Annotated in this window: 21 protein-coding genes; 8 read left to right on the top strand and 13 right to left on the bottom strand. The window is 62.6% G+C overall.

Translation table 11 applies throughout. The features are described from left to right. Window positions 1–39: 39 nt before the first annotated feature. Entirely contained in the window at window positions 40–1,011 is a 972-nt protein-coding gene (locus J5M56_RS20405) for a thymidylate synthase (protein WP_207937641.1), read from the top strand. 74 nt (window positions 1,012–1,085) lie between these two features. On the opposite strand, the gene cadR is transcribed toward J5M56_RS20405, so the two are convergent. Further along, window positions 1,086–1,529, bottom strand: coding sequence for a cadmium resistance transcriptional regulator CadR (cadR, locus tag J5M56_RS20400; RefSeq protein WP_186476241.1), 444 nt, complete (start codon window positions 1,527–1,529; stop codon window positions 1,086–1,088). Window positions 1,530–1,611: 82 nt separating this feature from the next. Between cadR and J5M56_RS20395 the strand changes: the two genes are divergently transcribed. After that, window positions 1,612–3,825 (top strand): heavy metal translocating P-type ATPase, encoded by a 2,214-nt coding sequence (locus J5M56_RS20395; protein ID WP_207937640.1) that lies wholly within the window; start codon window positions 1,612–1,614, stop codon window positions 3,823–3,825. A 135-nt stretch (window positions 3,826–3,960) separates the two neighbouring features. Here the strand turns inward: J5M56_RS20395 and J5M56_RS20390 are convergent, their stop codons facing one another. Continuing rightward, a complete protein-coding gene (locus J5M56_RS20390) occupies window positions 3,961–5,325 on the bottom strand; it encodes a GTPase/DUF3482 domain-containing protein (protein ID WP_207937639.1) in 1,365 nt (454 codons plus the stop codon). Continuing rightward, window positions 5,318–6,709, bottom strand: coding sequence for a DUF2868 domain-containing protein (locus J5M56_RS20385; protein ID WP_207937638.1), 1,392 nt, complete (start codon window positions 6,707–6,709; stop codon window positions 5,318–5,320). Before J5M56_RS20385 ends, J5M56_RS20390 begins: the two co-directional genes overlap by 8 nt. A 54-nt stretch (window positions 6,710–6,763) precedes the next feature. On the opposite strand from J5M56_RS20385, the gene J5M56_RS20380 reads away from it, so the two are divergent. Then, window positions 6,764–7,279, top strand: coding sequence for a dihydrofolate reductase (locus tag J5M56_RS20380; RefSeq protein WP_207937637.1), 516 nt, complete (start codon window positions 6,764–6,766; stop codon window positions 7,277–7,279). Between the two features lie 34 nt (window positions 7,280–7,313). On the opposite strand, the gene J5M56_RS20375 is transcribed toward J5M56_RS20380, so the two are convergent. After that, window positions 7,314–8,705 (bottom strand): L-cystine transporter, encoded by a 1,392-nt coding sequence (locus J5M56_RS20375; protein WP_186476246.1) that lies wholly within the window; start codon window positions 8,703–8,705, stop codon window positions 7,314–7,316. A 240-nt stretch (window positions 8,706–8,945) separates the two neighbouring features. On the opposite strand from J5M56_RS20375, the gene J5M56_RS20370 reads away from it, so the two are divergent. Further along, window positions 8,946–10,001, top strand: coding sequence for a haloacid dehalogenase-like hydrolase (locus J5M56_RS20370; RefSeq protein WP_207937636.1), 1,056 nt, complete (start codon window positions 8,946–8,948; stop codon window positions 9,999–10,001). 88 nt (window positions 10,002–10,089) lie between these two features. On the opposite strand, the gene ilvD is transcribed toward J5M56_RS20370, so the two are convergent. Further along, window positions 10,090–11,931: a dihydroxy-acid dehydratase gene (gene ilvD / locus J5M56_RS20365; protein ID WP_060480063.1), complete on the bottom strand. Its 1,842-nt coding sequence runs from the start codon at window positions 11,929–11,931 to the stop codon at window positions 10,090–10,092. Window positions 11,932–12,201: 270 nt separating this feature from the next. After that, the gene (locus tag J5M56_RS20360) at window positions 12,202–13,398 is read right to left on the bottom strand and encodes a class I SAM-dependent rRNA methyltransferase (RefSeq protein ID WP_060480064.1); all 1,197 of its coding nucleotides are present in this window, start codon (window positions 13,396–13,398) and stop codon (window positions 12,202–12,204) included. A gap of 178 nt (window positions 13,399–13,576) precedes the next feature. On the opposite strand from J5M56_RS20360, the gene J5M56_RS20355 reads away from it, so the two are divergent. Beyond that, on the top strand, window positions 13,577–14,395 hold the full coding sequence (locus tag J5M56_RS20355; RefSeq protein WP_186476459.1) for an HDOD domain-containing protein: 819 nt from the start codon (window positions 13,577–13,579) through the stop codon (window positions 14,393–14,395). 3 nt (window positions 14,396–14,398) lie between these two features. After that, entirely contained in the window at window positions 14,399–15,211 is an 813-nt protein-coding gene (gene mutM / locus J5M56_RS20350) for a bifunctional DNA-formamidopyrimidine glycosylase/DNA-(apurinic or apyrimidinic site) lyase (RefSeq protein WP_060480066.1), read from the top strand. A 152-nt stretch (window positions 15,212–15,363) separates the two neighbouring features. Here the strand turns inward: mutM and J5M56_RS20345 are convergent, their stop codons facing one another. The 5 genes from J5M56_RS20345 to J5M56_RS20325 form a co-directional block, all read right to left on the bottom strand. Further along, window positions 15,364–15,615, bottom strand: coding sequence for a YfhL family 4Fe-4S dicluster ferredoxin (locus J5M56_RS20345; protein ID WP_060480067.1), 252 nt, complete (start codon window positions 15,613–15,615; stop codon window positions 15,364–15,366). Window positions 15,616–15,723: 108 nt separating this feature from the next. Then, entirely contained in the window at window positions 15,724–16,203 is a 480-nt protein-coding gene (coaD, locus tag J5M56_RS20340; protein WP_060480068.1) for a pantetheine-phosphate adenylyltransferase, read from the bottom strand. 111 nt (window positions 16,204–16,314) lie between these two features. Then, window positions 16,315–17,913 carry a GMC family oxidoreductase gene (locus tag J5M56_RS20335; protein ID WP_207937635.1) on the bottom strand — a complete coding sequence of 533 codons (1,599 nt, stop codon included), beginning with the start codon at window positions 17,911–17,913 and terminating at the stop codon, window positions 16,315–16,317. A 17-nt stretch (window positions 17,914–17,930) separates the two neighbouring features. After that, the gene (locus tag J5M56_RS20330) at window positions 17,931–18,416 is read right to left on the bottom strand and encodes a twin-arginine translocation pathway signal protein (protein WP_207937634.1); all 486 of its coding nucleotides are present in this window, start codon (window positions 18,414–18,416) and stop codon (window positions 17,931–17,933) included. After that, the gene (locus J5M56_RS20325; RefSeq protein WP_243430841.1) at window positions 18,416–19,855 is read right to left on the bottom strand and encodes a coniferyl aldehyde dehydrogenase; all 1,440 of its coding nucleotides are present in this window, start codon (window positions 19,853–19,855) and stop codon (window positions 18,416–18,418) included. Before J5M56_RS20325 ends, J5M56_RS20330 begins: the two co-directional genes overlap by 1 nt. A gap of 142 nt (window positions 19,856–19,997) precedes the next feature. On the opposite strand from J5M56_RS20325, the gene J5M56_RS20320 reads away from it, so the two are divergent. Together J5M56_RS20320 and J5M56_RS20315 are read left to right on the top strand one after the other, a co-directional pair. After that, on the top strand, window positions 19,998–20,663 hold the full coding sequence (locus J5M56_RS20320; protein ID WP_186476248.1) for a TetR/AcrR family transcriptional regulator: 666 nt from the start codon (window positions 19,998–20,000) through the stop codon (window positions 20,661–20,663). A 34-nt stretch (window positions 20,664–20,697) separates the two neighbouring features. Beyond that, window positions 20,698–21,552, top strand: coding sequence for a sulfurtransferase (locus tag J5M56_RS20315; RefSeq protein ID WP_207937632.1), 855 nt, complete (start codon window positions 20,698–20,700; stop codon window positions 21,550–21,552). Window positions 21,553–21,565: 13 nt separating this feature from the next. Here J5M56_RS20315 and J5M56_RS20310 read toward each other — a convergent pair whose 3' ends face one another. Both J5M56_RS20310 and rsmD read right to left on the bottom strand, forming a co-directional pair. Next, complete coding sequence (locus J5M56_RS20310; RefSeq protein WP_207937660.1) at window positions 21,566–22,558, bottom strand: hydrolase; 993 nt, start codon at window positions 22,556–22,558, stop codon at window positions 21,566–21,568. Between the two features lie 146 nt (window positions 22,559–22,704). After that, on the bottom strand, window positions 22,705–23,259 hold a 555-nt coding region (rsmD, locus tag J5M56_RS20305), incomplete at its 5' end, for a 16S rRNA (guanine(966)-N(2))-methyltransferase RsmD (RefSeq protein WP_207937631.1).

Here is a 23,259-nt window from a genome sequence, read left to right as displayed (position 1 = left end):
CAGGGGTGATCCCCCTGCCGTTTTTGCTACAGGTAAGCCATGAAACAGTATCTGGACCTGGTCCGCGACGTCATCGAAAACGGTACGCTGCAAGGCAACCGTACCGGTATCCGTACCATCAGCCTGCCGGGCGCCATGCTGCGTTTCGACCTGCAGAAGGGTTTCCCGGCCGTCACCACGCGCAAGCTGGCATTCAAGTCGGCGATTGGCGAGATGGTGGGCTTTCTACGTGGCGTGAAAAACGCCGGTGAGTTCCGCGAGCTGGGCTGCAAGGTCTGGGATCAGAACGCCAACGAAAACGCTCAGTGGCTGGCCAACCCGTTCCGCCAGGGCCATGACGACCTTGGCGAAATCTATGGCGTGCAATGGCGCCAGTGGCCGGGCTACAAGCGTATTGCGCTGAGCAACCTGGCTGCCATCGAAATGGCCGAGAAGGCCGGTTTCCGCCGTATTGCCCAGGATGAAGAAGACGGCCAGGCGTTCGTGGTGCTGTACAAGGCCATCGACCAGGTGCGCCAGTGCCTGGACACCATCGCCAACGATCCGGGTAGCCGGCGCATCCTGTTCCACGGTTGGAACTGCGCGCAGCTGGACGAAATGGCCTTACCCCCGTGCCACCTGCTTTACCAATTCCACCCGAATGTCGAGACCAAGGAAATCTCCTTGACCCTGTACATTCGCTCCAACGACCTTGGCCTCGGTACGCCGTTCAACCTCACCGAGGGCGCGGCGCTGCTGTCGCTGTTTGGCCGCCTGACTGGTTACACCCCACGCTGGTTCACCTATTTCATCGGCGATGCCCATGTGTATGAGAACCATCTGGACATGCTCAACGAACAGCTCAAGCGAGAGCCGCTGCAAGCGCCGAAGCTGGTAATCAGCGATCGCGTGCCGGAGTTCGCCAAGACTGGCAAGTACGAACCGCAGTGGCTGGAATTGATCGAGCCGAGCGACTTCAGCCTGGAAGGGTATGAGCACCATGCGCCGATGACCGCGCCCATGGCGGTCTAACAGGTCTTGATCGCCTGATAGGCCTGTTCGTGGCTAAACCCGTTGCCAAACGGGTTTACCCGCGACGCTCATGGCTAATGCCCGTGGCTGCGCCCTACGTGTGAATGCTCGGTATCCGGCACCGATACCGCCCCGTTCGTCTCCAATCGCTGCAGGATCGCGCATTCCGTCCCCTGCGCGTTGCAGCGCCGCCGCAGCTCCACCAACTGCTCCTGCAATGCCACCAAACCATCGATCCGCGCCTGCACATGCTCGATGTGCTCATCGATCAGCGCATTGACGCTGCCGCACGCATCCTCGGGGCTGTCACGTAGCTGGAGCAGGCTGCGAATCTCCTCCAGGGTCATGTCCAGGGTTCGGCAGTTGCGAATGAAGGTCAGCCGTTCGACATGGGCTTGGGTGTATTGCCGGTAGTTGCCTTCACTACGCGCCGGGGCCGGCAGCAGTTGCTCGCGCTCGTAATATCGGATGGTTTCCACGGCGCAATCGGTGGCTTTGGCCAGTTCTCCAATCTTCATCAGGCAATCTCCAAGCGGTGGCTTGACCCTATAGTGGCTACAGGGTGTTCAATTGGCAACAGGCCCAATTTAAGGATGCCCCATGAACCAGCCTGTCAGTCATGACCACCCGCACGATCACCATAGCCATAGCTGCTGCGGCGCCGAAGCAGCGCCAGCCAAGGTGCAATTGCGCCCCGAGGCCAGCAGCCATGCTCGGCTCAGCCGTTTTCGCATCGACGCCATGGATTGCCCAACCGAGCAGACCCTGATCCAGGACAAACTCGCCAAGCTCCCAGGCATCGAACAGCTGGAGTTCAATCTGATCAACCGCATCCTTGGTGTGCGCCATACCTTGGACGGCACGGGTCAAATCGAGCAGGCCATCGCCAGCCTTGGTATGCAGGCCGAGCCACTTCAGGCCGATGACGATGGCAGCGCCATGGCGGTTCAACCGCATAAGGCGCACTGGTGGCCACTGGCTTTGTCGGGGGTGGCCGCCATCGCCGCGGAAATTGTGCATTTCGCTGGTGTTGCACCCCAGTGGTTGGTCGCGATGCTTGCGCTCGCAGCGATTCTCGGCTGTGGCCTGGGAACCTACAAAAAGGGTTGGATTGCCCTGAAGAACCGCAATCTCAACATCAATGCGCTGATGAGCATCGCGGTGACTGGCGCCGTGCTGATTGGCCAATGGCCGGAAGCTGCGATGGTCATGGTGCTGTTCAACGTCGCAGAACTGATCGAAGCCCGGTCCCTTGATCGAGCGCGCAATGCCATCGGCGGGCTGATGCAACTGGCGCCGGACATGGCTACCGTGCAGCAGGCCGACGGCCAGTGGCGTGAGGTAGAGGTGCGTGAGGTGGCGCTCGGTAGCCTGGTGCGGGTACGCCCTGGCGAGCGCATCGGCCTGGATGGCGAAGTGGTCAGCGGGCAATCGAGTGTCGATCAGGCGCCGATCACAGGCGAAAGCTTGCCCGTGGAAAAAGCAGCCGGCGACAAGTTGTTCGCGGGCACCATCAACCAAGCCGGCGCCTTGGAATACCGCGTAACCGCTGCCGCCGGGCAGTCGACACTGGCGCGTATCATCAAGGCCGTCGAGCAGGCCCAGGGTGCACGTGCGCCCACTCAGCGCTTCGTCGATCGATTCTCACGCATTTATACACCTTCGGTATTCATCATTGCTTTGGCTGTGGCCGTGGTCCCACCGCTTTTCATGGCGGAGGCCTGGATGGATTGGGTGTACCGGGCGCTGGTGCTGCTGGTGGTCGCCTGCCCCTGTGCGTTGGTGATTTCCACGCCGGTGACCATCGTCAGCGGCCTGGCCGCAGCCGCACGCAAAGGTATCCTGATCAAAGGCGGGGTGTACCTGGAAGGAGGGCGCAAGCTGGACTTTTTGGCTCTGGACAAGACCGGCACCCTGACCCACGGCAAACCGGTGCAAACCGATGCCAAAGTGCTCGACCCGCTGTTCGAGAGCCGCGCTCAAGGGTTAGCGGCAAGCTTGGCCGACCGTTCCGATCACCCGGTGTCGGGGGCCATCGCCCAGTTCGCCAAGGCGCAGGATGTACTGCTGAGCGAAGTCCGCGAGTTTGCGGCCCTGGCCGGTCGCGGTGTGCGTGGCGTGATCGACGGCGAACTGTATCACCTGGGCAACCACCGTTTGGTCGAGGAGCTGGGCCTTTGCTCTCCTGCGCTGGAGGCACAGCTCGACACCCTGGAGCGCCAGGGCAAGACAGTGGTTCTGTTGCTTGACCGTTCCGGGCCGTTGGCACTGTTCGCGGTGGCCGACACCGTCAAGGACAGCAGCCGCCAGGCCATCGCCGAACTGCACGCGCTGGGCATCAAGACGCTCATGCTGACCGGCGACAACCCCCACACCGCCCAGGCCATCGCCGCGCAAGTAGGGATCGACCGCGCAGAAGGCAACCTGTTGCCGGCCGACAAACTGCAGAGCATCGAGCAGTTGTACGCCGAGGGGCATCGCGTGGGCATGGTGGGCGATGGTATCAACGACGCGCCAGCCCTGGCCCGGGCCGAAATCGGCTTCGCCATGGCGGCGGCCGGCACCGACACTGCCATCGAGACTGCCGATGTGGCGTTGATGGACGATGACTTGCGCAAAATCCCAGCGTTTATCAGGCTGTCGCGCCAGAGTGCGACGATCCTGAAGCAGAACATCATTCTGGCGCTGGGCATCAAGGCACTGTTCCTGGCCATGACCTTTGCCGGCATGGCCACCCTATGGATGGCGGTATTCGCCGATATGGGCGTGAGCCTGCTGGTGGTGTTTAACGGTCTGCGGCTGCTGCGCAAATGAGGCCCTGCAACGCTCAGTGCCGAGGGGCAGGGCCTTGCTGCAGCAAAAGGGCAGTTTGCGCGTAGCACCTACGGCGCCGTACTACGACCTTGGCCTGGTGGCTGTAGGCGCCGCGAAGAGGCCGGCACTGTCGAATCAGATCTGTGAAACCAGCGCCTCCAGCTGCTCCTGCCGCTCGGCCTGATTGAGCTTGGCCCCAGGGTTTAGGGTCGACCACTGCGGGTGGGCACGTGCCCTATTCAATGCTTCGGGCAGCTTGCCCTCGCGCCAGGCTTTTTCATCCAGCTCGCCCAACTGGATGCTGCCTTGCGCGGCATGCCCGCGGCGCTCCAATGCCACCATCAACTGCTGTTGACGCAGCGCCAGCAACCGCAGCACGGTGTCGTCCACCGTCAGTTCACGTTGGCCTTTGAGTTTGCCCATCAGCCGCGACCCATAATTACGCGCCGTTTGCAGTGCGCCGCCGGCAATCGCACCTGCTAGCGCAGCTGCGCCGAGGGTCAGCCCCCCCACCAGCAGGTCGACCCCGGCACCGGCAGCAGCGCCGGCGGCCACACCGCTGCCCAAACGTACCCCTAGCAACTTCAGGGTTTCGGGATTGAACAGGTCATCACCCCAACGCCCGTCAAGCAATGGCAAGTCCCCGGCATCGGCATCTTCCCGGCGAAAGGCATATAGCTTGAGCAGCGCTTGCACGCAACGCTGCTCTCGTTGGCGCACGTCATCGCGCAAAGCCTCAATGGCAAGGGCTTCGGCCGCCGGTTGCGCCTCGACGCTGCGCCGGCAGGCGGCGCAGTCGAGCAGCAGTTCGGCAATCAGGCGTTTGCCGCTGTGGCGACGTGCCAGGCGCTGGGCCTGCTGGTCATCGATCAGCCGTTGCAGGGCTGGCCGGGCGCCTTCGAGCAGCAGCGCGAGGCTTTCGTACAGCCGCCGTTCACCATCCTCTGGCGGGGCTACGCTGTCGAACCGCACCAAAGCGTGAAGCCCAAGCCTGGCAAGGGCTTCACGCCATTGCGGCTCACGGTGCTGGCTGCTGGCGACGAAGTTGAGCACCGGCAGCAACGGTTTGCCGCAACCGGCCAGCACCTCCAATTCGTCGCGGTACTTGGCCAGCACCGGTTCGCGGGCGTCGATCACATACAGGCCGGCATCGCTGGCCAGCAGCTGGCGTAGCACTTTGGCCTCCTGCTCATAGCGCTGGCGGGCTTCGCTGCCCTGCAGGAAGCGTTCAACCCGGGATGGGCCGTCCAAGCGTTCACCGGGGCGCTCCAGGCGCTCGAGGTAGTCGAGCAACGCGATGGCGTCTTCCAGGCCAGGGGTGTCGCAGAGCTCCAGCAGCGCCTGGCCATCCACCGACAGTCTTGCCCCTTCGACGTGGCGCGTGGTGCTGGCGCGGTGCGAAACCTCACCGAAGCCCACGTCGCGGGTGAGGGTGCGTAGCAGCGACGTCTTGCCGACGTTGGTGTGGCCGACCACGGCCAATTTCAGCGGCTCAGTCATGGCCATGCTCCAGCCAGCCAAGAGGCGATGTGTCAGCATAGGGTAGGCCCAGAGGCTCTAGCGCATCGTGCCAGTCATCCAGGCGCGCGCCGTCCAGGGTTTGACCAGGCGCTGCCGGGAGCAGCCAGATCCGCGTTGCACCGGCATGGCGTGCCAGCTCTGCCAGTAGTGCCAAGCTGCCCCTGTCAGGCGAGCGCCGCGGGTCGCAGGCAATGGCCAGGCGTGCCGGCGGGAAGCGGCTGAACTGTTCGAGCAGCTTGTTGCGTGATGCGCGGCTGTCGAGCACGCCCGCATCGGTCACTGCCTCAGCAAGTGCTGGAGGCCAAGCGCGCTGCTCGTCCAGTTCCAGGCCTACCAGCACGGCGCCGCTGCTGGCGTTTTCCAGGCCCCCTGCTTGGAACTGCGGCAAGGCATCCGGCGCGGCATCCTGGACGCCTAAGCGCTCGCTGCGGGGCATCAGGCTGTCCTGCAACTGCGCATAGCCGGGCAGGCTCAGGTCAAGCGTCAGCCGCTCGCGGCCTTGGCGCCAGCGCCACAGGCACAGCGCGGCCAGCAGCAGCCGCGGGAGCAGGCCGTACACCAGGACGACCCCAAGCAACCAACTGGCCCAGGCCTGGCGGGCGATATCCAGAGCAGGCAGGCTGTCGCCGCTGGCGCGTATCATGGCTTCATTGGGTACAGCGAAACCCAGCAATGCCGGAAGCGCGCCCAGCGCTTGGGTCAGGTGGATGAATGGCGCGGCGGCCAGCAGCGTGGTTTCCCAGACAAAGCCGTAGCGTCGGGTAGCCAGCAACGCCAACAGCATGGCCAGGGCGGCCAGCATCGCCAGCAGCCACAAGCTGTGCACCAGTGCACCGAGCAACCAGCGGTTCAGGCGCTGGCGTTGCAGCAGCACCAAGAGCGCTGGCGCCAGGTGCGCAGCCTTGGCATCCCGGGCGAAGCGTTCGCTCAACCACAACCACAGGCGGCCGAGGCTGGCGCCGTGTTCGCCGCTCACGGTAAAACCCACGGCCCAACCCAGCAGTGTCAGTAGGTTCAGCCCAAGCAGGCTGCCAAGCGCCCAGAACACGTTGACCGGGCGCAGGCCGTCGCCCAAGGCAGCGAAGGCAAGGCCGGCACCGCTGAAAATAGCCATCAGCATCAAGGCCAGCAATGCCAGGCGTGCGCCTTGTTTCCAGTGGCTCAAGGCAGTTCTCATGCCATCGCGTTCTGCCAGCCACAACGCGCGGGTTTCGATGCGCGTTGCCAGGTCGCCACCCAGTTGGCGGGCGTGGCGGTTGGCCTCCTGATCGTCCAGCAGGCCTGCGTGTTCTTCGCGCAGGCGCACCGCTTCGGTGAGCCAGCGCTTGTCCAATGCAGTCGGTGCAGTCACAACGTCTTCCATCGCATGGTTCAGGGCAGAAGCATAACCCACACAGCCGGTGCTATCCTCGCTGGCATGAATACATCACTCCCCCTCAGCCTGATCGCGGCGCACGCTCAGAACCGTGTGATCGGCATCAACAACTCCATGCCCTGGCACCTGCCGGGGGACTTCAAGTATTTCAAGGCCACCACCTTGGGCAAGCCCATCATCATGGGGCGCAAGACCTGGGATTCGCTGGGCCGGCCGTTGCCGGGGCGGTTGAATATCGTGGTCACTCGCCAGCCTGATTTGGAGCTGCCGGGGGCTGAAGTGTTCACTTCCCTTGAAGCCGCTGTGGCGCGGGCCGAGCAATGGGCGCTCGAGCAAGGCGTTAATGAGCTGATGCTGATTGGCGGGGCACAGTTGTACCAGCAGGCCCTGGAAAAGGGGCTGGTGAGCCGCATGTACCTCACACGTGTCGAACTGGCGCCTGAGGGGGATGCCTTTTTTCCTGAGTTCAGTGAAAGCCAGTGGCAGCGCATTTCCAGTGACGAGCAGGCTGAGGAAGGCAAGCCTGCTTATCATTTCGAGGTCTGGGACAGGAAGTGAGAGGCTAGGGGCCGCCTGACGGCCCCGCGTGTTCTCAGGTGTGGCTCAGTTCGGCATGCTCATCGTCGGCCAGCACGGCCTTGTCGGTTTGTTTGAGCAACTGGCTGGTCACCACGCCCGCAGTCATCGAGCCGTTGACGTTCAACGCCGTGCGGCCCATGTCGATCAGCGGCTCCACCGAAATCAACAGGGCCACCAGCTCGACCGGCAGGCCCATGGCCGGCAGTACGATCAGCGCGGCGAAGGTCGCACCGCCACCCACGCCGGCAACCCCCACCGAGCTCAACGTCACGATCGCTACCAGGGTCGCGATCCACAGCGGGTCGAAGGTGTCGATACCCACCGCCGGAGCCACCATCACGGCCAGCATGGCAGGGTAGAGGCCAGCGCAGCCGTTTTGGCCAATGGTGGTGCCGAACGACGCGCTGAAGCTGGCGATCGATTGGGGTATACCCAGCCGGCGGGTTTGCGCCTCGATGTTCAGCGGGATGCTGGCAGCGCTGGAACGGCTGGTGAAGGCAAAGGTCAGCACTGGCCAGACCTTGCGCAAGAAGCGCAATGGGCTCACGCCGGTAGCGGCGAGGATGATGCCGTGAACCACAAACATCAGCGCCAGGCCAAGGTATGACACCAGCACGAAACTGCCGAGCTTGAGGATGTCTTGCAGGTTCGAACTGGCTACCACTTTGGCCATCAGCGCCAGCACGCCGTAGGGCGTGAGCTTCATCACCACCCGTACCAGGCGCATCACCCAAGCCTGCAGGGTATCGATGGCCGTCAAGGCCCGCTCACCCTTCTGGGCATCGTCCTTGATCAATTGCAGCGCAGCCAGGCCAACGAATACCGCGAAGATCACCACGCTGATGATCGAGGTAGGCTTGGCTCTGGCCAGGTCGCCCACGGGGTTACTGGGGATGAACGACAGCAGCAGCTGTGGGACATTCAGGTCGGCGACCTTGCCCGCGTAGTCGCTGTGAATAACCTGCATGCGGGCGCTTTCCTGAGCACCGGCCACCAGGCCCTGGGCGCTCAGGCCGAACAGGTTGGTCAGAACAATGCCGATCAGCGCGGCAATGGCAGTGGTCAGCAGCAGCGTGCCGATGGTGAGCACGCTGATGCGGCCCAGGGAGGAGGCATTGTGCAGCCTGGCCACGGCGCTGAGGATCGAGGCGAAGATCAGCGGCATGACGATCATCTGCAAAAGGCCGACATAGCCGTTGCCGACCAGGTCGAGCCAGCTGATGGTGGCCTTGAGTACTGGGTTGCCTGCGCCGTAGAGGGTGTGCAGCACCAAGCCGAATGCCACCCCCAGTGCTAGGCCCAACAGCACTTTTTTGGCCAGTGTCCACTGGGTGCGGCGGGTTTGTGCCAGGCCCAGCAGCAAGGCCAGGAACGCCAGCAGGTTAAGAGATAGCGGCAGATTCATTGAAGCTCCAGGAAAAAGCATAAGAGGCATCGCCTCTGTGAGCGATTACGAAAGCAAATGCTAACAGTCTGAAAACAAACGAATTTATACCCAAAGGTAATTTGCTTAGTCGCTTATGGAATAACACAAGGTCGCTCCTGGCAATGAACAGGACGTTTACGGTTTTATATGGGTCGCTGTCAGGGTCCAAGGGTTGGGCATGATGGACTAGCGTTTCCAGGTCATTTCAGGAGATCCCCCATGAAGTTCGCGCCGAAAACCATCGCTCTAGGTGTGTCGCTATTGTTTTCTGTCCAAAGCTTCGCCACCGAGCTCAAGCACTGGCCCGCCGAAGCGGCCAAGCAACTCGATAGCATGATCACCGCCAATGCCCACAAGGGTAATTACGCAGTGTTCGATATGGACAACACCAGCTACCGCTTCGATCTCGAAGAAGCGTTACTGCCGTTCATGGAGAACAAGGGCTTGCTGACCCGCGAAAAGCTCGACCCGTCGCTGAAGCTGATCCCCTTCAAAGACACTGCCGAGCACAAGGAAAGCCTGTTCAGCTACTACTACCGCCTGTGCGAGATCGACGACATGGTTTGCTACCCGTGGGTGGCACAGGTCTTTGCAGGTTTCACGCTCAAGGAGCTGAAGGCTCAGGTCGACGAGCTGATGGCCTCGGCCAAGCCGATCCCCAGCACTTACTTCGAAGGCGGCCAGGTAAAAGCCATCGAGGTGCAGCCGCCGAAGGTCTTCACTGGCCAGGCCGAGCTGTATAACAAGCTGATGGAGAACGGTATTGAGGTGTACGTGGTGTCGGCGGCCTCCGAGGAGCTGGTGCGCATGGTCGCTTCCGACCCCAAGTACGGCTACAACGTCAAACCGCAGAATGTGATAGGCGTTAGCCTGCTGCTGAAGGATCGCGCCAATGGCGAGCTGACCACCGCCCGCAAGCAAATCAGTGCCGGGCACTATGACCCCAAAGCCAACGAAGGGCTGGAGCTCACCCCTTACCTGTGGACACCGGCTACCTGGATGGCAGGCAAGCAAGCGGCCATCCTCACTTACATCGATGAATGGAAAAAGCCGGTGCTGGTCGGCGGCGATACACCCACCAGCGATGGTTACATGCAGTTCCACGGGGTAGATGTGAACAAGGGTGGCATTCACCTGTGGATCAATCGCAAGGCCAAGTACATGGATCAGCTCAACGGCATGATTGCCAAGAACGCAGCCGCTCAGGCCAAGGAAGGGTTGCCGGTGACGGCGGACAAGAACTGGGTGATCGTCACACCGGAGCAGATTCAGTAGGCCGAGTGTTCGTTGCGCCAAGAGAACGGCGCAGCCATAAAAAAACCGGCGCCTGGGGCGCCGGTTGTGCTTTCAGCCCTTCAGAGTCTCACAGCCCTTCGAGCATCGCCTTATTACGCACGGCACCCTTGTCGGCACTGGTGGCCAGCAAGGCGTAAGCCTTCAACGCGGTAGTCACCTTGCGTGGGCGCACCTCAGCCGGTTTCCAGCCTTTTTTGTCCTGCTCGACACGGCGGTGAGCCAGTTCCTCGTCGCTGACCAGCAGGTTGATCGCACGGTTCGGGATGTCGATCAGCACCTTGTCGCCGTCGCGTACCAGGCCGATGGCGCCGCCAGCGGCAGCCTCCGGCGAGGCGTGGCCGATCGACAGGCCTGAGGTACCACCGGAGAAGCGACCGTCGGTGAGCAGCGCGCATGCCTTGCCCAGGCCTTTGGACTTCAGGTACGAGGTCGGGTAGAGCATCTCTTGCATGCCCGGGCCGCCTTTGGGGCCTTCGTAACGGATGATGACGATGTCGCCGGCCTTCACTTCGTCAGCGAGGATACCGCGCACGGCGCTGTCCTGGCTTTCGAAGATCTTGGCGGTGCCTTCGAACACGTGGATCGACTCGTCGACCCCGGCGGTTTTCACCACGCAGCCGTCTACCGCGATGTTGCCGTACAGCACAGCCAGGCCACCCTCTTGCGAGTAGGCATGCTCGAAGCTGCGGATGCAGCCGTTTTCACGGTCGTCGTCCAGAGTGTCCCAGCGGGTCGACTGGCTGAACGCGGTCTGGGTCGGGATACCGGCCGGGCCTGCCTTGAAGAAGGTGTGCACGGCTTCGTCATCGGTCTGGGTGATGTCCCACTTGGCGATGGCCTCTTCCATGCTGCGGCTATGCACGGTCGGCAGGTCGGTGTGCAGCAGGCCGCCGCGGGCCAGCGAGCCGAGGATGCTGAAGATGCCGCCGGCGCGGTGCACATCCTCCATGTGGTACTTCTGGATGTTCGGCGCCACTTTGCACAGCTGCGGCACCTTGCGCGACAGGCGGTCGATGTCGCGCAGGTCGAACGCTACCTCGCCTTCCTGGGCTGCGGCCAGCAGGTGCAGGATGGTGTTGGTCGAACCGCCCATGGCGATGTCGAGCATCATGGCGTTCTCGAACGCTTTGAAGTTGGCGATGCTGCGCGGCAGTACCGACTCGTCGTTTTCCTGGTAGTAACGCTTGCACAGCTCGACGATGGTGCGACCGGCAGTGAGGAACAGCTGCTCGCGGTCGGCGTGGGTGGCCAGGGTCGAACCGTTGCCTGGCAGGGCCAGGCCCAAGGCTTCGGTCAGGCAGTTCATCGAGTTGGCGGTGAACATGCCCGAGCACGAACCGCAGGTAGGGCAGGCGCTACGCTCATACTCGGCGACTTTTTCGTCGGAAGCTGTGGAGTCGGCGGCGATGACCATCGCGTCGACCAGGTCCAGGCCGTGGCTGGCCAGTTTGGTCTTGCCGGCTTCCATAGGGCCGCCGGAAACGAAGATCACCGGGATGTTGAGGCGCAGGGCAGCCATCAGCATGCCGGGGGTGATCTTGTCGCAGTTGGAGATGCAGACGATGGCGTCGGCGCAGTGGGCGTTGACCATGTACTCGACAGCGTCGGCGATGATCTCGCGGCTTGGCAACGAATACAGCATGCCGTCGTGGCCCATGGCGATGCCGTCATCGACCGCAATGGTGTTGAATTCCTTGGCCACGCCACCGGCGCGTTCGATCTCGCGGGCTACCAGTTGACCCAGGTCCTTCAGGTGTACGTGGCCTGGGACGAACTGGGTGAACGAGTTGGCGATGGCGATGATCGGTTTCTTGAAGTCTTCGTCCTTCATCCCGGTAGCACGCCACAGGGCGCGGGCGCCGGCCATGTTGCGGCCTTGGGTTGAAGTCTTGGAACGATAATCAGGCATGAAACACTCCTGGCGGCTTAATCAGGTCACAAAAAGGGGAGTGAGCTTCTCTTGTCCTTTGTGCCGCAGGCCGGTTGCCACTGCACGGATGGGGCCGAAGACCGCGCGGGATCGCCGCGTGCTTGGCCAGAGCTCATAAACCCGCCGGGGATGACTGGCGATGGATAGGCCGATTCTACACCGCTGGCGCGGCGAGGGAATGCAGATGTGGATGGTTGGCGGGGCAATTGCAGCAGGAAAGGGCCGCGCGGCGGCCCTTTTTGGCAGATATCAGCTGTTGGGCAGCAAGCGGCAGGTGATGCTCTTGATGTAGCGGGTCTCGGCGATTGCCGGGTGCACCGGGTGGTCAGGGCCTTGGCCACCGCGCTCCAATAGCTGCAGGTTGCGGTCCAGGTGGCGGGCGCTGGTCAGCAGAATGTTGTGCAGATCATCCTCGGGCAGGTGCATCGAGCACGAGGCGCTGACCAGAATACCGTCCTTGCTCAGCATGCGCATGGCCTGTTCGTTGAGGCGGCGGTAAGCGGCTTCACCGTTTTTCAGGTCTTTCTTGCGCTTGATGAAGGCGGGCGGGTCGGCAATGATCACGTCGAAGCGTTCTTCAGCGGCCTTGAGCTCGCGCAGGGCCTCGAACACATCGCCTTCGATGCAGGTCATCTTCTCGCTGATGCCGTTCAGCGCTGCGTTACGCTCGACGCCATCCAGGGCGAAGCCCGAAGCATCCACGCAGAATACTTCGCTGGCACCGAATGCGCCGGCCTGTACACCCCAACCACCGATGTAGCTGAACAGGTCGAGCACGCGCTTGCCTTTGACGTACGGGGCCAGGCGTGCGCGGTTCATACGGTGGTCGTAGAACCAGCCGGTTTTCTGGCCTTCGCGTACCGGGGCCTCGAACTTGACGCCGTTTTCCTCCAGAGCCACCCAGTCTGGCACTTCACCGTAGACCGTCTCGACATAGCGCTGCAGGCCTTCGGCGTCGCGGGCGGCGGAGTCGTTCTTGAACAGGATGCCGCTGGGCTTGAGCACCTGGATCAGCGCAGCGATCACGTCGTCCTTGTGCGCTTCCATGGTGGCCGAGGCCAGCTGCACGACGAGGATGTCATGGAAACGATCGACCACCAGGCCCGGCAGCAGGTCGGAATCGCCGTACACCAGGCGATAGCACGGCTGGTCGAACAGGCGCTCGCGCAGGGACAGTGCGACGTTCAGGCGGTGGACCAGCAGCGACTTGTCCAAAGCCAGCTTGATGTCGCGCGACAGCAGGCGGGCGCAGATCAGGTTGTTCGGGCTCAGCGCGACAATACCCAGGGGCTTGCCGTTGGCCGCTTCGAGCACAGCCTGCTGGCCGGCCTGAAAGCCTTGCAGCGGGGTCGCAGAAACGTCGACTTCGTTGCTGTAGACCCACAGGTGGCCGGCGCGCAGGCGGCGGTCGGCATTGGCTTTGAGGCGAAGGCTGGGCAGGGACATGACGTCGCTCCGGGAAAAAAGAGCGGGAGTATACCTTGTTGGCCGCCTTTTCGGTTCGGGCTGCGACAAAGCGCAGGCGGCACCAACTGAGTTAGAATCGCTCGTCCCCAACGAGTAAGCACGCATGTCCCAAGAACTCAGCGCCGAACAGATCCAGCAAGCCTTGCAAGGCATTACCATTCCGCCGCAACCGCAGATCATGGTCGACCTGCAGTTCGAGCAGTACATGCCCGACCCGGACCTGGATACCATCGCCAAGCTGATTTCCCAGGACCCTGGCCTGGCCGGTGCTTTGCTCAAGCTGGTGAACTCGCCGCATTTCGGCCTGGCCAACAAGATTGGCTCGATTCAGCGTGCCGTGAATCTGCTGGGCAGCCGGTCGATCATCAATCTGATCAACGCACAGTCGATCAAAGGTGAGATGAGCGACGAGACCATCGTCACCCTCAACCGTTTCTGGGATACCGCACAAGACGTGGCCATGACCTGCCTGACCCTGGCCAAGCGCACCGGCATTCAGGCCGCTGACGAGGCCTACACCCTCGGGTTGTTTCACGACTGTGGCGTGCCGTTGATGCTCAAACGCTTCCCCGATTACATGCAGGTGCTGGAGGACGCTTACGCCAAGGCCAGTGAGCACACGCGTGTGGTCGATACCGAGAACCGAGCCTTCAATACCAACCATTCGGTGGTGGGTTACTTCACGGCCAAGTCCTGGCGCCTGCCAGAGCACATCAGTGCGGCGATCGCCAACCATCACAATGCACTGTCGATCTTCCGCGAAGATGCGTCACGCAATACCCAGAGCCAGTTGAAGAACCTGCTGGCTGTATTGAAGATGGCCGAGCACATCTGCGCCTCGTATCGGGTGCTGGGTAACCAGAGCGTGGACCACGAATGGCAGGTGGTCGGCCCCCTGGTGTTGGATTACGTCGGTTTGTCGGAGTACGACTTCGAAAACCTCAAGCAGAACATTCGCGAGCTAGGTGGGCACTGACCGATGCCGGAACTACCAGAAGTCGAAACCACCCGGCGGGGTATTGCCCCGCACCTGGAAGGCCAGCGCGTCAGTCGTGTCGTCGTGCGGGACGGGCGCCTGCGCTGGCCAGTGCCGGAAGATCTCGACGTGCGCCTGTCCGGGCAACGTATCGTCAGCGTCGAGCGGCGGGCGAAGTACCTGTTGATCAATGCCGAGGTCGGTACCTTGATCAGCCACCTGGGCATGTCGGGCAACCTGCGCTTGGTGGAGCAGGGCTTGCCGGCGGCCAAGCATGAGCACATCGATATCGAGCTGGAATCGGGGTTGATGCTGCGCTACACCGACCCGCGCCGCTTCGGTGCCATGCTCTGGAGCCCGGATCCGCTCAACCATCAATTGCTGCTGCGCCTGGGGCCTGAGCCGCTGACCGATTTGTTCGACGGGGAGCGGTTGTTCCAGCTTTCGCGCGGGCGTGCGATGGCGGTCAAGCCGTTCATCATGGATAACGCGGTGGTGGTTGGGGTGGGCAACATCTACGCGACCGAGGCACTGTTCGCCGCCGGGATCGATCCACGCCGTGAGGCTGGCGGCATTTCCCGGGCCCGTTACCTGAAGCTTGCGATCGAAATCAAGCGCGTGCTGGCGGCGGCCATCGAGCGAGGCGGCACCACTTTGCGCGATTTTATTGGCGGTGACGGGCAGCCAGGGTACTTCCAGCAGGAATTGTTCGCCTATGGGCGCGGTGGGTTGCCTTGCAAGCTGTGCGGCACGCTGATGCGCGAGGTCAAGCTGGGGCAGCGGGCGAGCGTGTTCTGCCCGCGCTGCCAGCGATAACCTGGGGCTACTCACAGGGTTTTGCGTAGGCTATCTGCGCCGGCCCCTTGGCGGCTGAAGCCGCTCACACAGGTGGAAGCTCGCCTCAATGGATGGGCAATCGCTGTAGGAGCAGGTTCAGCGTACGAGGGCCAAGCCCTCGCCAGGATTGATCAGGCCTTGCCGGTGATCCGCTGATACTTGGCCATCAGCTCGTCGTGGGTTTCCGGGTGCGCCTCATCCAGCGGGATGCAGTCAACCGGGCAAACCTGTTGGCACTGCGGCTCGTCATAATGACCGACGCACTGGGTGCACAGGTTAGGGTCGATCACGTAGATCTCTTCGCCTTGGGAGATGGCCTCGTTCGGGCACTCGGGTTCGCAGACGTCGCAGTTGATGCAATCGTCGGTGATGATCAGGGACATGGGGGCTCCGGCCGGGGCGCATCGCCCGGGCATGTTCAACGCTTTGGGCACAATTGTGCCGCATTCGCGCCCGCAGTGCACGCGGGCGCGACGATCAGGTGCGCTTTATCACTTCTTGAAACGTTCGGTCAGCGCATCCGCCACCGCAGGGTGTACGAACTTGGTGATATCTCCACCCAGGGCGGCAATCTCGCGCACCAGCGTCGAAGAAATGAACGAATAGCGCTCGGACGGCGTGAGGAACAGGCTCTCGACATCCGGTGCCAGTTGCCGGTTCATGTTTGCCAGCTGGAATTCGTACTCGAAGTCCGATACCGCGCGCAGGCCGCGCAGAAACACGTTCGCGCCCTTTTCCTTGGCGAAATGCGCCAGCAATGAGGAGAAGCCGATGACTTCGACATTGGGCAGGTGCTTGGTGACCTCGCGGGCCAGCTCGACCCGTTGCTCCAGCGGGAACAGAGGGTTCTTCTTCGGGCTGGCGGCCACTGCGATGATCACGTGATCGAACAGGCGAGAAGCGCGCTCGACCAGGTCGCCGTGGCCTTTGGTAATGGGGTCGAAAGTACCCGGGTACAACACTCGGTTCATCGCGTCATCCTGGCTGGAGTGCGTTGGGGAGTCGGATGGTAGCGCAGCGACTGCGCCCGGCCAAGTCATGGGGCCGGCTGATGGCACTATAGACAGGGCGTGTATTCGTTGTCATGCACTCTGTGCCAGGCGGCCGGCCAAGGCGTCGCAGAGCTTGGCGCTAATGGCATAGACCGACAATTGCGGGTTGGCGCCGATGCTGGTGGGAAATAGCGAGCCGTCATGGATCGAAAGGTTTTCCAATTGGTGGTGGCGGCCCAGGCTGTCGCAGACCGCGTGCCGTGGATCGTCACCCATCGCGCAGCCGCCCATGACATGCGCGCTGCCCAGGCGGGTGCGAAACGGCTCCAGGCGCAGAGCCTCGATCATGCGATGCGCCTGTTCCAGGCTGGCGGCAGCGCTGGCGTCGCTGTGCACCGGAGTGACCTGTGTGGCGCCCGCCGCGAACTGGATCTGCGCCATGCTGTGAAACGCCCGGCGCAGGCCCTCGCGTAGGTAGTCGGTGAGCGGATAATCGAGCACCGGCGAGCCGTCACCACGCAGCTGCACCTCGCCACCGGCGCTTTGCGGATGAAAGCCGTCGCGCAGCAACGCCAGCATCACGTGGGTATGGGGTAGCTCGGCCATACGCCTGGCGTTATCGCTGCCGTAGCCCCCGAGCAGGGTGCTGGCCAGGGCAGGATGCAGGGGCGGCACTTCCAACTTGTAGCCCACCGCGCCGGTGATGCCGCCTTGCCACTGGAAGTGGTCGCTGTAAATCGATTGCGGAGCGCCGTAGAAAGGGTCGATGCGCTCAGCGAACCTCGCTGCACTGAAGTTGGCCAGGTGCAGAAAGGTCCGTTTGCCCAACCGGCCGTGCGGGTCCGGGGCCTTGGAGCGCAGTAGCACGGCTGTGCTGTTGATGCCGCCACCAGCCAGGATGTAGTGGCGGGCCTGCACTCTGATCTGTCGACCAGTGGGGTGGACGCCTCCGGCATCCAGCGCTTGGCAGTGCAGTCGGGCGATGCGCTGGCCATCGTGCTCGAAGCGTTCTGCTCGAGCGAGGTAGAGCAGCGCTGAGCCGCTGTCCAGCATCGCCGGAATACGCGTGACCAGCATCGACTGCTTGGCGTTGACTGGGCAGCCCATGCCGCAATAGCCAAGGTTCCAGCAGCCGCGCACGTTGCGGGGAATCACCGCCCAGCGATACCCGAGCTGTTCGCAGCCGCGGCGCAGCACTTCATTGTTGGCATTGGCCGGCAGCGCCCATGGGCTGATCCCCAATTCGTGCTCCATGCGCTCGAACCATGGCTGCATTTCATGCTCGGACAAGCCCGACACATCGTGGGTCGCAGCCCAGTGCTGCAGCGTTTGCGGCGGCGTGCGGAAGCTCGAAGTCCAGTTGATCAGTGTGGTGCCGCCCACTGCACGGCCTTGCAGGATGGTAATGGCGCCATCCTTGCTCATGCGCCCCAGGCCCTCTTGATAAAGGCTGGCATAGGCCTGATCTTCGAGCATGTGGAAATCGCTGCTGGTTTTTAGCGGCCCCTCTTCGATCAATAGCACCTTGAAGCCGGCTGCACTGAGCATCTGCGCACTGGTGGCGCCGCCGGCACCACTGCCGATCACGGCGATGTCGGCCTCCAGCGTGAGGTCTTGCTCCAAACGCGAGCCGTCATGGGTGATCCAGCCGCGCTCGAGGCCTTGGCGAAACGGGTCGGTTACAGGCATTGGCGATGCTCTTGTCGTCAGATCTTGGGTGGGCCGGGGTAGCTGCAGGCAGCCCAGGCCTGCGGGCATTCATACCAAGCCATCTGCAGCAGTTGCAGCAGCGCGGCGTGGCCCATGCGCAGCAGGTCCAGTGAGCTGTTTTGCCACCGTTGCAGAAATGCGCTGACCTGATCCGCACTGGCCTGCTCCCAGGCACCCCAGACTCCAGTGAGGGGCCCGCGCGTCAGCGGCAGGTTGAGCACATCGAACAGTTGCCGAGTGAGCTTGAGCATTTGCGGGGAAAGCGCTGCCAGCTTGCGGTCGAGGCTTGGCAGTACCCACTCGTCGCTCGCTGCCGTGTCGGCCAGCACCACCGCGATCAATGCGCGCAATGCTGGCAAGTCATCGTCACGCAGCGCCTGGTAATTGGCAGCGGGCGTTTCGGCGCTACAGCCAATCAGGCTGACGCTGCTTAAAAACAGGCTGGCGCCCAGGCTCAAACGCAGCAGGTCGCGGCGCTGCATCAGCGGATGAACAGCTTGTAGATCAGGCGCTGCAAGGCCTTGCCATAAGGCGGGTAGATCAGCCGAGCAGCATTGATGCGCTGTTTGGCTAGCACCGCCTTGGCCTTGCTGAAGGTCTGGAAACCCTCGTGCCCATGATAGTGCCCCATACCGGAGGGCCCGACTCCGCCAAAGGGCAGGTCGTCTTGGGCCACATGCAGCAGGGTATCGTTCAGGCACACACCGCCGCTATGGCTGTGCTGAAGAACATGTTGCTGCTCGCTACGGTCGTAACCGAAGTAGTAAAGCGCCAGGGGGCGCGGGCGCTGATTGATGTAGGCAAGCGCATCGTCGAGGTGATCGTAGGGTACCAAGGGCAGCAAAGGGCCGAAGATTTCGTCCTGCATGACCTGCATGCTGTCGTTGACCCGGGTCAGCAGATGCGGCGGCAGGCGGCGGCCCTGGCGCGGCTCTGCGGGATACAAGTCGATGACCTGGGCACCTTTGCTGCGCGCGTCATCCAGCAGGTGCTGCAGGCGTTGCAACTGCCGAGGGTTGATGATGGCGCTGTAGTCAGGGTTGTCAGCTATGCGTGGGTACATGCGTTGCACGGCGCTACGGTAGGCATCGGCGAAGTCGTTCAAGCGCTCACGCGGCACCAGCACGTAATCGGGGGCGACGCAGGTCTGGCCGGCGTTGAGGGTCTTGCCGAATGCAATGCGCTCGGCAGCGGTGCCCAGCGGTACATCGGCCGAAACGATGGCCGGGGACTTGCCGCCCAGCTCCAGGGTCACCGGCGTCAGATTGTGCGCAGCGGCCAGCATGACCTGGCGGCCGATGCTGGTGGCGCCGGTGAACAGCAGGTGGTCGAAGGGCAGGCGGGCGAAGGCTTGGCCGACTTCGATTTCGCCAAGGACCACGCTGACCAGGTCCTCGGGGAACACCTTCTCCAGCAAGGCTTTCAGCGCTTGGGCGCTGGCTGGGGTGGATTCACTTAACTTGAGCATGACACGGTTTCCGGCCGCCAGCGCGCCGGTCAATGGGCCAATGGCCAGGAACAGTGGGTAGTTCCACGGCACGATGATGCCCACCACTCCCAACGGTTGGTACAGCACGCGCGCACTGGCCGGCTGGAATGCCATGCTTACCGCGCGCCTGGCGGGGCGCATCCAACGTTGCAGGTGGCGCTCGGCGTGGCGAATGCCTTGCACCGACGGCAATAGTTCGGCCAGGAGGGTTTCGTCGGTACTGCGGCCGCCGAAATCTTGGTCGATGGCTTCGATAAGCGTTTGCTGTTGTGCCAGCAATGCCTCGCGAAGGCTTTTCAACCACTGCCGCCGCTGCGGCGCCGACGGCATCGGGTTACCAGCAAAGGCCAGGCGCTGAGCGGCGAATGTGGCCTGCAAAGCAGTGTCGCAAAGCGCAGTCGATAGGGCGATGGGCGAGGTCACGAGGTTCATCCATTCGGGCGCGAAGTTACTAGAGCCTATACTCTAATCAGTGCGCTGGTGCGACTTTTTTCAGGGGCAGCAACGGTGCAACAGGGCGGCGATTCACCGTAAGATGGCCCACTATCCAACGCCTGCAGAATGGGAACTGAGCATGGCCCCGCGCATGAAGACTCGAGAGCGCATCGTGCAGAACAGCCTTGAGCTGTTCAATCAGCAGGGCGAACGCAGCGTCAGTACCAACCATATCGCCGCGCACATGGAGATTTCGCCCGGCAACCTTTATTACCACTTCCCCAACAAGCAGGCGATCATCGCCCTCTTGTTCAGCCAGTACGAAGAACTGGTAGACAGCTTCCTGCGCCCGCCCCAAGGCCGTGCAGCCACGGTCGAAGACAAGCGCTTCTACCTCAAAGCGTTGCTTGCGGCGATGTGGAACTACCGGTTTCTGCACCGTGATCTTGAGCATTTGCTGGAAAGCGACCCGGAGCTGGCGGCGCGCTATCGGCGCTTTTCCGAGCGTTGCCTGCGCCAAGGCCAGGCGATCTATCGTGGCTTCGTCGAGGCAGGGATCCTGACCATGGAAGCGGCGCAGATCGAGTCACTGACCATCAATGCCTGGATCGTGCTGACTTCTTGGGTACGCTTTCTCAGTACCACCCGTGAACATGCCGCGCACCTGAGTGAAGAAGCCTTCAAGCGTGGCGTCTATCAGGTGCTGGTGCTTGAACTGGGTTTCGTCACCAGCAATGCCCGCGGCGCAGTGGATGCGCTGTGCCAGGAATTCCACGTACCGTTCAATCAGGCCCTTGAGCTCTAGCCCGGGCCGTCGTGCCATCGATCAGGAGATTGTCATGCCGCTTGCGCAATTGATCACCCCGCAACAACTGGCCGAGCGTCTAGGCTCGCCCAAGCTGGTGATTCTCGATTGTCGTTTCGCTTTGGAAGACGTGGATTACGGCCAGCGCAGCTATGCCCAAGGGCACATCGCTGGGGCGCATTTTGCCGATCTGGAAAGAGACCTGAGCGGGCCGGTGAGCAAGGGCCGTACCGGTCGCCACCCGCTGCCGAACCCACAGCGGTTGATCGAGCGCCTGCGCGAATGGGGCCTGGACGACGACAGTGAGGTGGTGTTGTACGACGATGGCCCCGGCGCGTTCGCGGCCAGGGCGTGGTGGCTGTTGGTGTGGCTGGGCAAGCGCAGTGACGTGGCGATCCTCGACGGGGGCCTCAAGGCCTGGCATGCGGCCCACCTGCCGCTGAGCCTGGATGCGCCTGCCAGGCGCGAGGGTACGTTCAGCGGTGAACCGGATGCCAGCTTGCTGATCGATGCACAGCACCTGGCCAAGCGTCTGGGCAGCCCTGACCTGACCCTGATCGATGCCCGTGCGTTGCCGCGCTTTCGCGGTGAGGTAGAGCCGATCGACCCGGTTGGCGGTCATATTCCGGGCGCTCAGTGCGCGGCCTTCACCGAAAACCTCGCAGCGGACGGCCGCTTCCTGGCACCCGAGCAGCTACGGCAGCGTTTTGCCGAAAAGCTTTCGGGGCGTTCGCCAGAGCAACTGGTCGCATACTGCGGCTCTGGGGTGACCGCCTGCCACAACCTGTTTGCACTGGCGTTGGCAGGCTACCCGATGGGCAGGCTGTACGCCGGGTCCTGGAGCGAGTGGATCAACGACCCCGGCCATGGCATAGCGACCGGCGACTAGGGCGCAGTCAGCATCACTGGCCGTCGACGAGCCATTGTGGAATACGCCGCTCCAGGTAATAGCCAGGGTTGCGCAGGCTGCCGTCGACGAAGCCCACATGCCCACCGCGTGTATGCAGCTCGAACTGGGTTTGTGGTGGCAGTTCGCTGGCGGTGGGCAGGCTGTGGTCGAACACGAACGGGTCATCGGTGGACTGGATGATCAGGGTCGGCGTGCGGTTTTCGGCCAAATAGAAGCGGCTCGATGAGCGGCGATAATAATCGTGGGCATCGTTGAAGCCATTGAGCGGTGCGGTGACTTTGCCGTCGAAGTCCCAAAACGTTTTCATTCTGCCCAGCGGCCCGAGTCGGTCCAGCGCGGCCAGCCCCTCGTGGTCGCCAAGGTCGCGCAGATGCCGGTGTTTGACCTGAACGTAGGCCATCATCTCGCGCATGAAGTGTGCCTGGTAAACCTTGGAAAACCCTTGGCCGATACGGTCGGCGCACTGGTCGAGGCGAAACGGCACGGAAACCGCCACAGCCGCCTGCAACTGGCTGGCCGAACCACTTTCCCCCAGATACTTGAGCAACACATTGCCGCCCAGGGAGTAGCCCACGGCGTACAGCGGCGCCAAAGGGCGTTGGGCATGCAGGTGCGCGACGACTTCAGCCAAGTCTTCGCTGGCACCGGAATGGTAGCTGCGCGGCAGCAGGTTGGGCTCGCCGGAGCAGCCGCGCCAATTCAATGCAACGCTAGCCCAGCCGCGGGCTTGCAGCGTTTGCTGCAAGCCTTTGACGTAGTGCGAGTGGGAGGAGCCGGTCAAACCATGCAGCACCAGCACCAGCGGTGTATCCGGGCTGTGCGGCCCGTGCCAGTCGAGGTCGAGAAAGTCGCCATCGGCCAGCCACAAACGTTCGCGGATGCGCTGCAATGCAGGCAGCTTGCGCCACAACGGCCCCCACAGGGTTTGCAAGTGGGGGTTGGACAGACCGATGGCCGGGCGGAACGTGACGTTGAGACTGGGCATGCTGGGCGACTCGAAATAGGCCTGCTGGAACGTGCCATCGGCCCCCGCCGTTGTACCCTCGCCATCGGTGAGGATACGCGTTGACCTCATGTTTTTAGCGTAGGCCGAAATGGCATTGCGTGGCGACGTGAGGAATTAGATCAGCCTCAGCCCCGCTGCCAGAGCGCGTAGTGCACCTGGCCGGTTTTCTTTTCGCGGTGCAGGCGCCAGTTGGCGGGCATCGGCAGCGTAGACGGCGCCGCCTCGCTTTCGGTGTAGATCCAGGCCTGCTCCCCTAGCCACTGGTTCTGCTCCAGCAGGTTACAGGTATTGGCCAGTAGGTCCTGATGGAACGGTGGGTCGAGGAACACCACATCGAACTGTTGTTTTGCCGGGTTGTGTAGGTACCGCAACGCGTCGGTCTGCAATATCTGGCCGCGCGGGCAGCGCAGAATCTCGAGGTTGTTCTTCAGGTTGGCGATGGCGGCCGGATTGCTGTCCAGCGCCACCGCATCTTCGGCCCCACGGGACAAGGCTTCGAGTACCAAAGCGCCACTGCCGGTGAAGGCATCCAGCACGCGAGCGCCTTCGATATGTGGCGCCAGCCAGTTGAAGACCGTTTCGCGCACACGATCCGGGGTAGGGCGCAGGCCTTCGCCATCCGGCACCGCCAGGCGGCGGCTGCGCCACTCGCCGGCGATGATGCGCAGGTGACCCTGGCC

The sequence above is a fragment of the Pseudomonas sp. 51_B genome, from assembly GCF_017491595.1.
GTDB lineage: Bacteria > Pseudomonadota > Gammaproteobacteria > Pseudomonadales > Pseudomonadaceae > Aquipseudomonas > Aquipseudomonas promysalinigenes.
The sequence above is the reverse complement of the archived record's forward strand: the minus strand, read 5'-3'. Positions and strand labels throughout refer to the sequence as shown.

What these genes read in the sequence shown, in the direction of transcription:
- J5M56_RS20405 (WP_207937641.1), top strand. Translation starts at nt 40, where the DNA reads ATGAAACAGTATCTGGACCTGGTCCGCGACGTCATCGAAAACGGTACG.
- J5M56_RS20325 (WP_243430841.1), bottom strand. Translation starts at nt 19,855, where the DNA reads ATGAACCTCGTGACCTCGCCCATCGCCCTATCGACTGCGCTTTGCGAC.
- coaD (WP_060480068.1), bottom strand. Translation starts at nt 16,203, where the DNA reads ATGAACCGAGTGTTGTACCCGGGTACTTTCGACCCCATTACCAAAGGC.
- J5M56_RS20395 (WP_207937640.1), top strand. Translation starts at nt 1,612, where the DNA reads ATGAACCAGCCTGTCAGTCATGACCACCCGCACGATCACCATAGCCAT.
- J5M56_RS20335 (WP_207937635.1), bottom strand. Translation starts at nt 17,913, where the DNA reads ATGCCTGTAACCGACCCGTTTCGCCAAGGCCTCGAGCGCGGCTGGATC.
- J5M56_RS20370 (WP_207937636.1), top strand. Translation starts at nt 8,946, where the DNA reads ATGAAGTTCGCGCCGAAAACCATCGCTCTAGGTGTGTCGCTATTGTTT.
- ilvD (WP_060480063.1), bottom strand. Translation starts at nt 11,931, where the DNA reads ATGCCTGATTATCGTTCCAAGACTTCAACCCAAGGCCGCAACATGGCC.
- J5M56_RS20390 (WP_207937639.1), bottom strand. Translation starts at nt 5,325, where the DNA reads ATGACTGAGCCGCTGAAATTGGCCGTGGTCGGCCACACCAACGTCGGC.
- J5M56_RS20375 (WP_186476246.1), bottom strand. Translation starts at nt 8,705, where the DNA reads ATGAATCTGCCGCTATCTCTTAACCTGCTGGCGTTCCTGGCCTTGCTG.
- mutM (WP_060480066.1), top strand. Translation starts at nt 14,399, where the DNA reads ATGCCGGAACTACCAGAAGTCGAAACCACCCGGCGGGGTATTGCCCCG.
- J5M56_RS20330 (WP_207937634.1), bottom strand. Translation starts at nt 18,416, where the DNA reads ATGCAGCGCCGCGACCTGCTGCGTTTGAGCCTGGGCGCCAGCCTGTTT.
- J5M56_RS20310 (WP_207937660.1), bottom strand. Translation starts at nt 22,558, where the DNA reads ATGCCCAGTCTCAACGTCACGTTCCGCCCGGCCATCGGTCTGTCCAAC.
- J5M56_RS20315 (WP_207937632.1), top strand. Translation starts at nt 20,698, where the DNA reads ATGCCGCTTGCGCAATTGATCACCCCGCAACAACTGGCCGAGCGTCTA.
- J5M56_RS20345 (WP_060480067.1), bottom strand. Translation starts at nt 15,615, where the DNA reads ATGTCCCTGATCATCACCGACGATTGCATCAACTGCGACGTCTGCGAA.
- J5M56_RS20385 (WP_207937638.1), bottom strand. Translation starts at nt 6,709, where the DNA reads ATGGAAGACGTTGTGACTGCACCGACTGCATTGGACAAGCGCTGGCTC.
- J5M56_RS20360 (WP_060480064.1), bottom strand. Translation starts at nt 13,398, where the DNA reads ATGTCCCTGCCCAGCCTTCGCCTCAAAGCCAATGCCGACCGCCGCCTG.
- J5M56_RS20380 (WP_207937637.1), top strand. Translation starts at nt 6,764, where the DNA reads ATGAATACATCACTCCCCCTCAGCCTGATCGCGGCGCACGCTCAGAAC.
- J5M56_RS20320 (WP_186476248.1), top strand. Translation starts at nt 19,998, where the DNA reads ATGGCCCCGCGCATGAAGACTCGAGAGCGCATCGTGCAGAACAGCCTT.
- cadR (WP_186476241.1), bottom strand. Translation starts at nt 1,529, where the DNA reads ATGAAGATTGGAGAACTGGCCAAAGCCACCGATTGCGCCGTGGAAACC.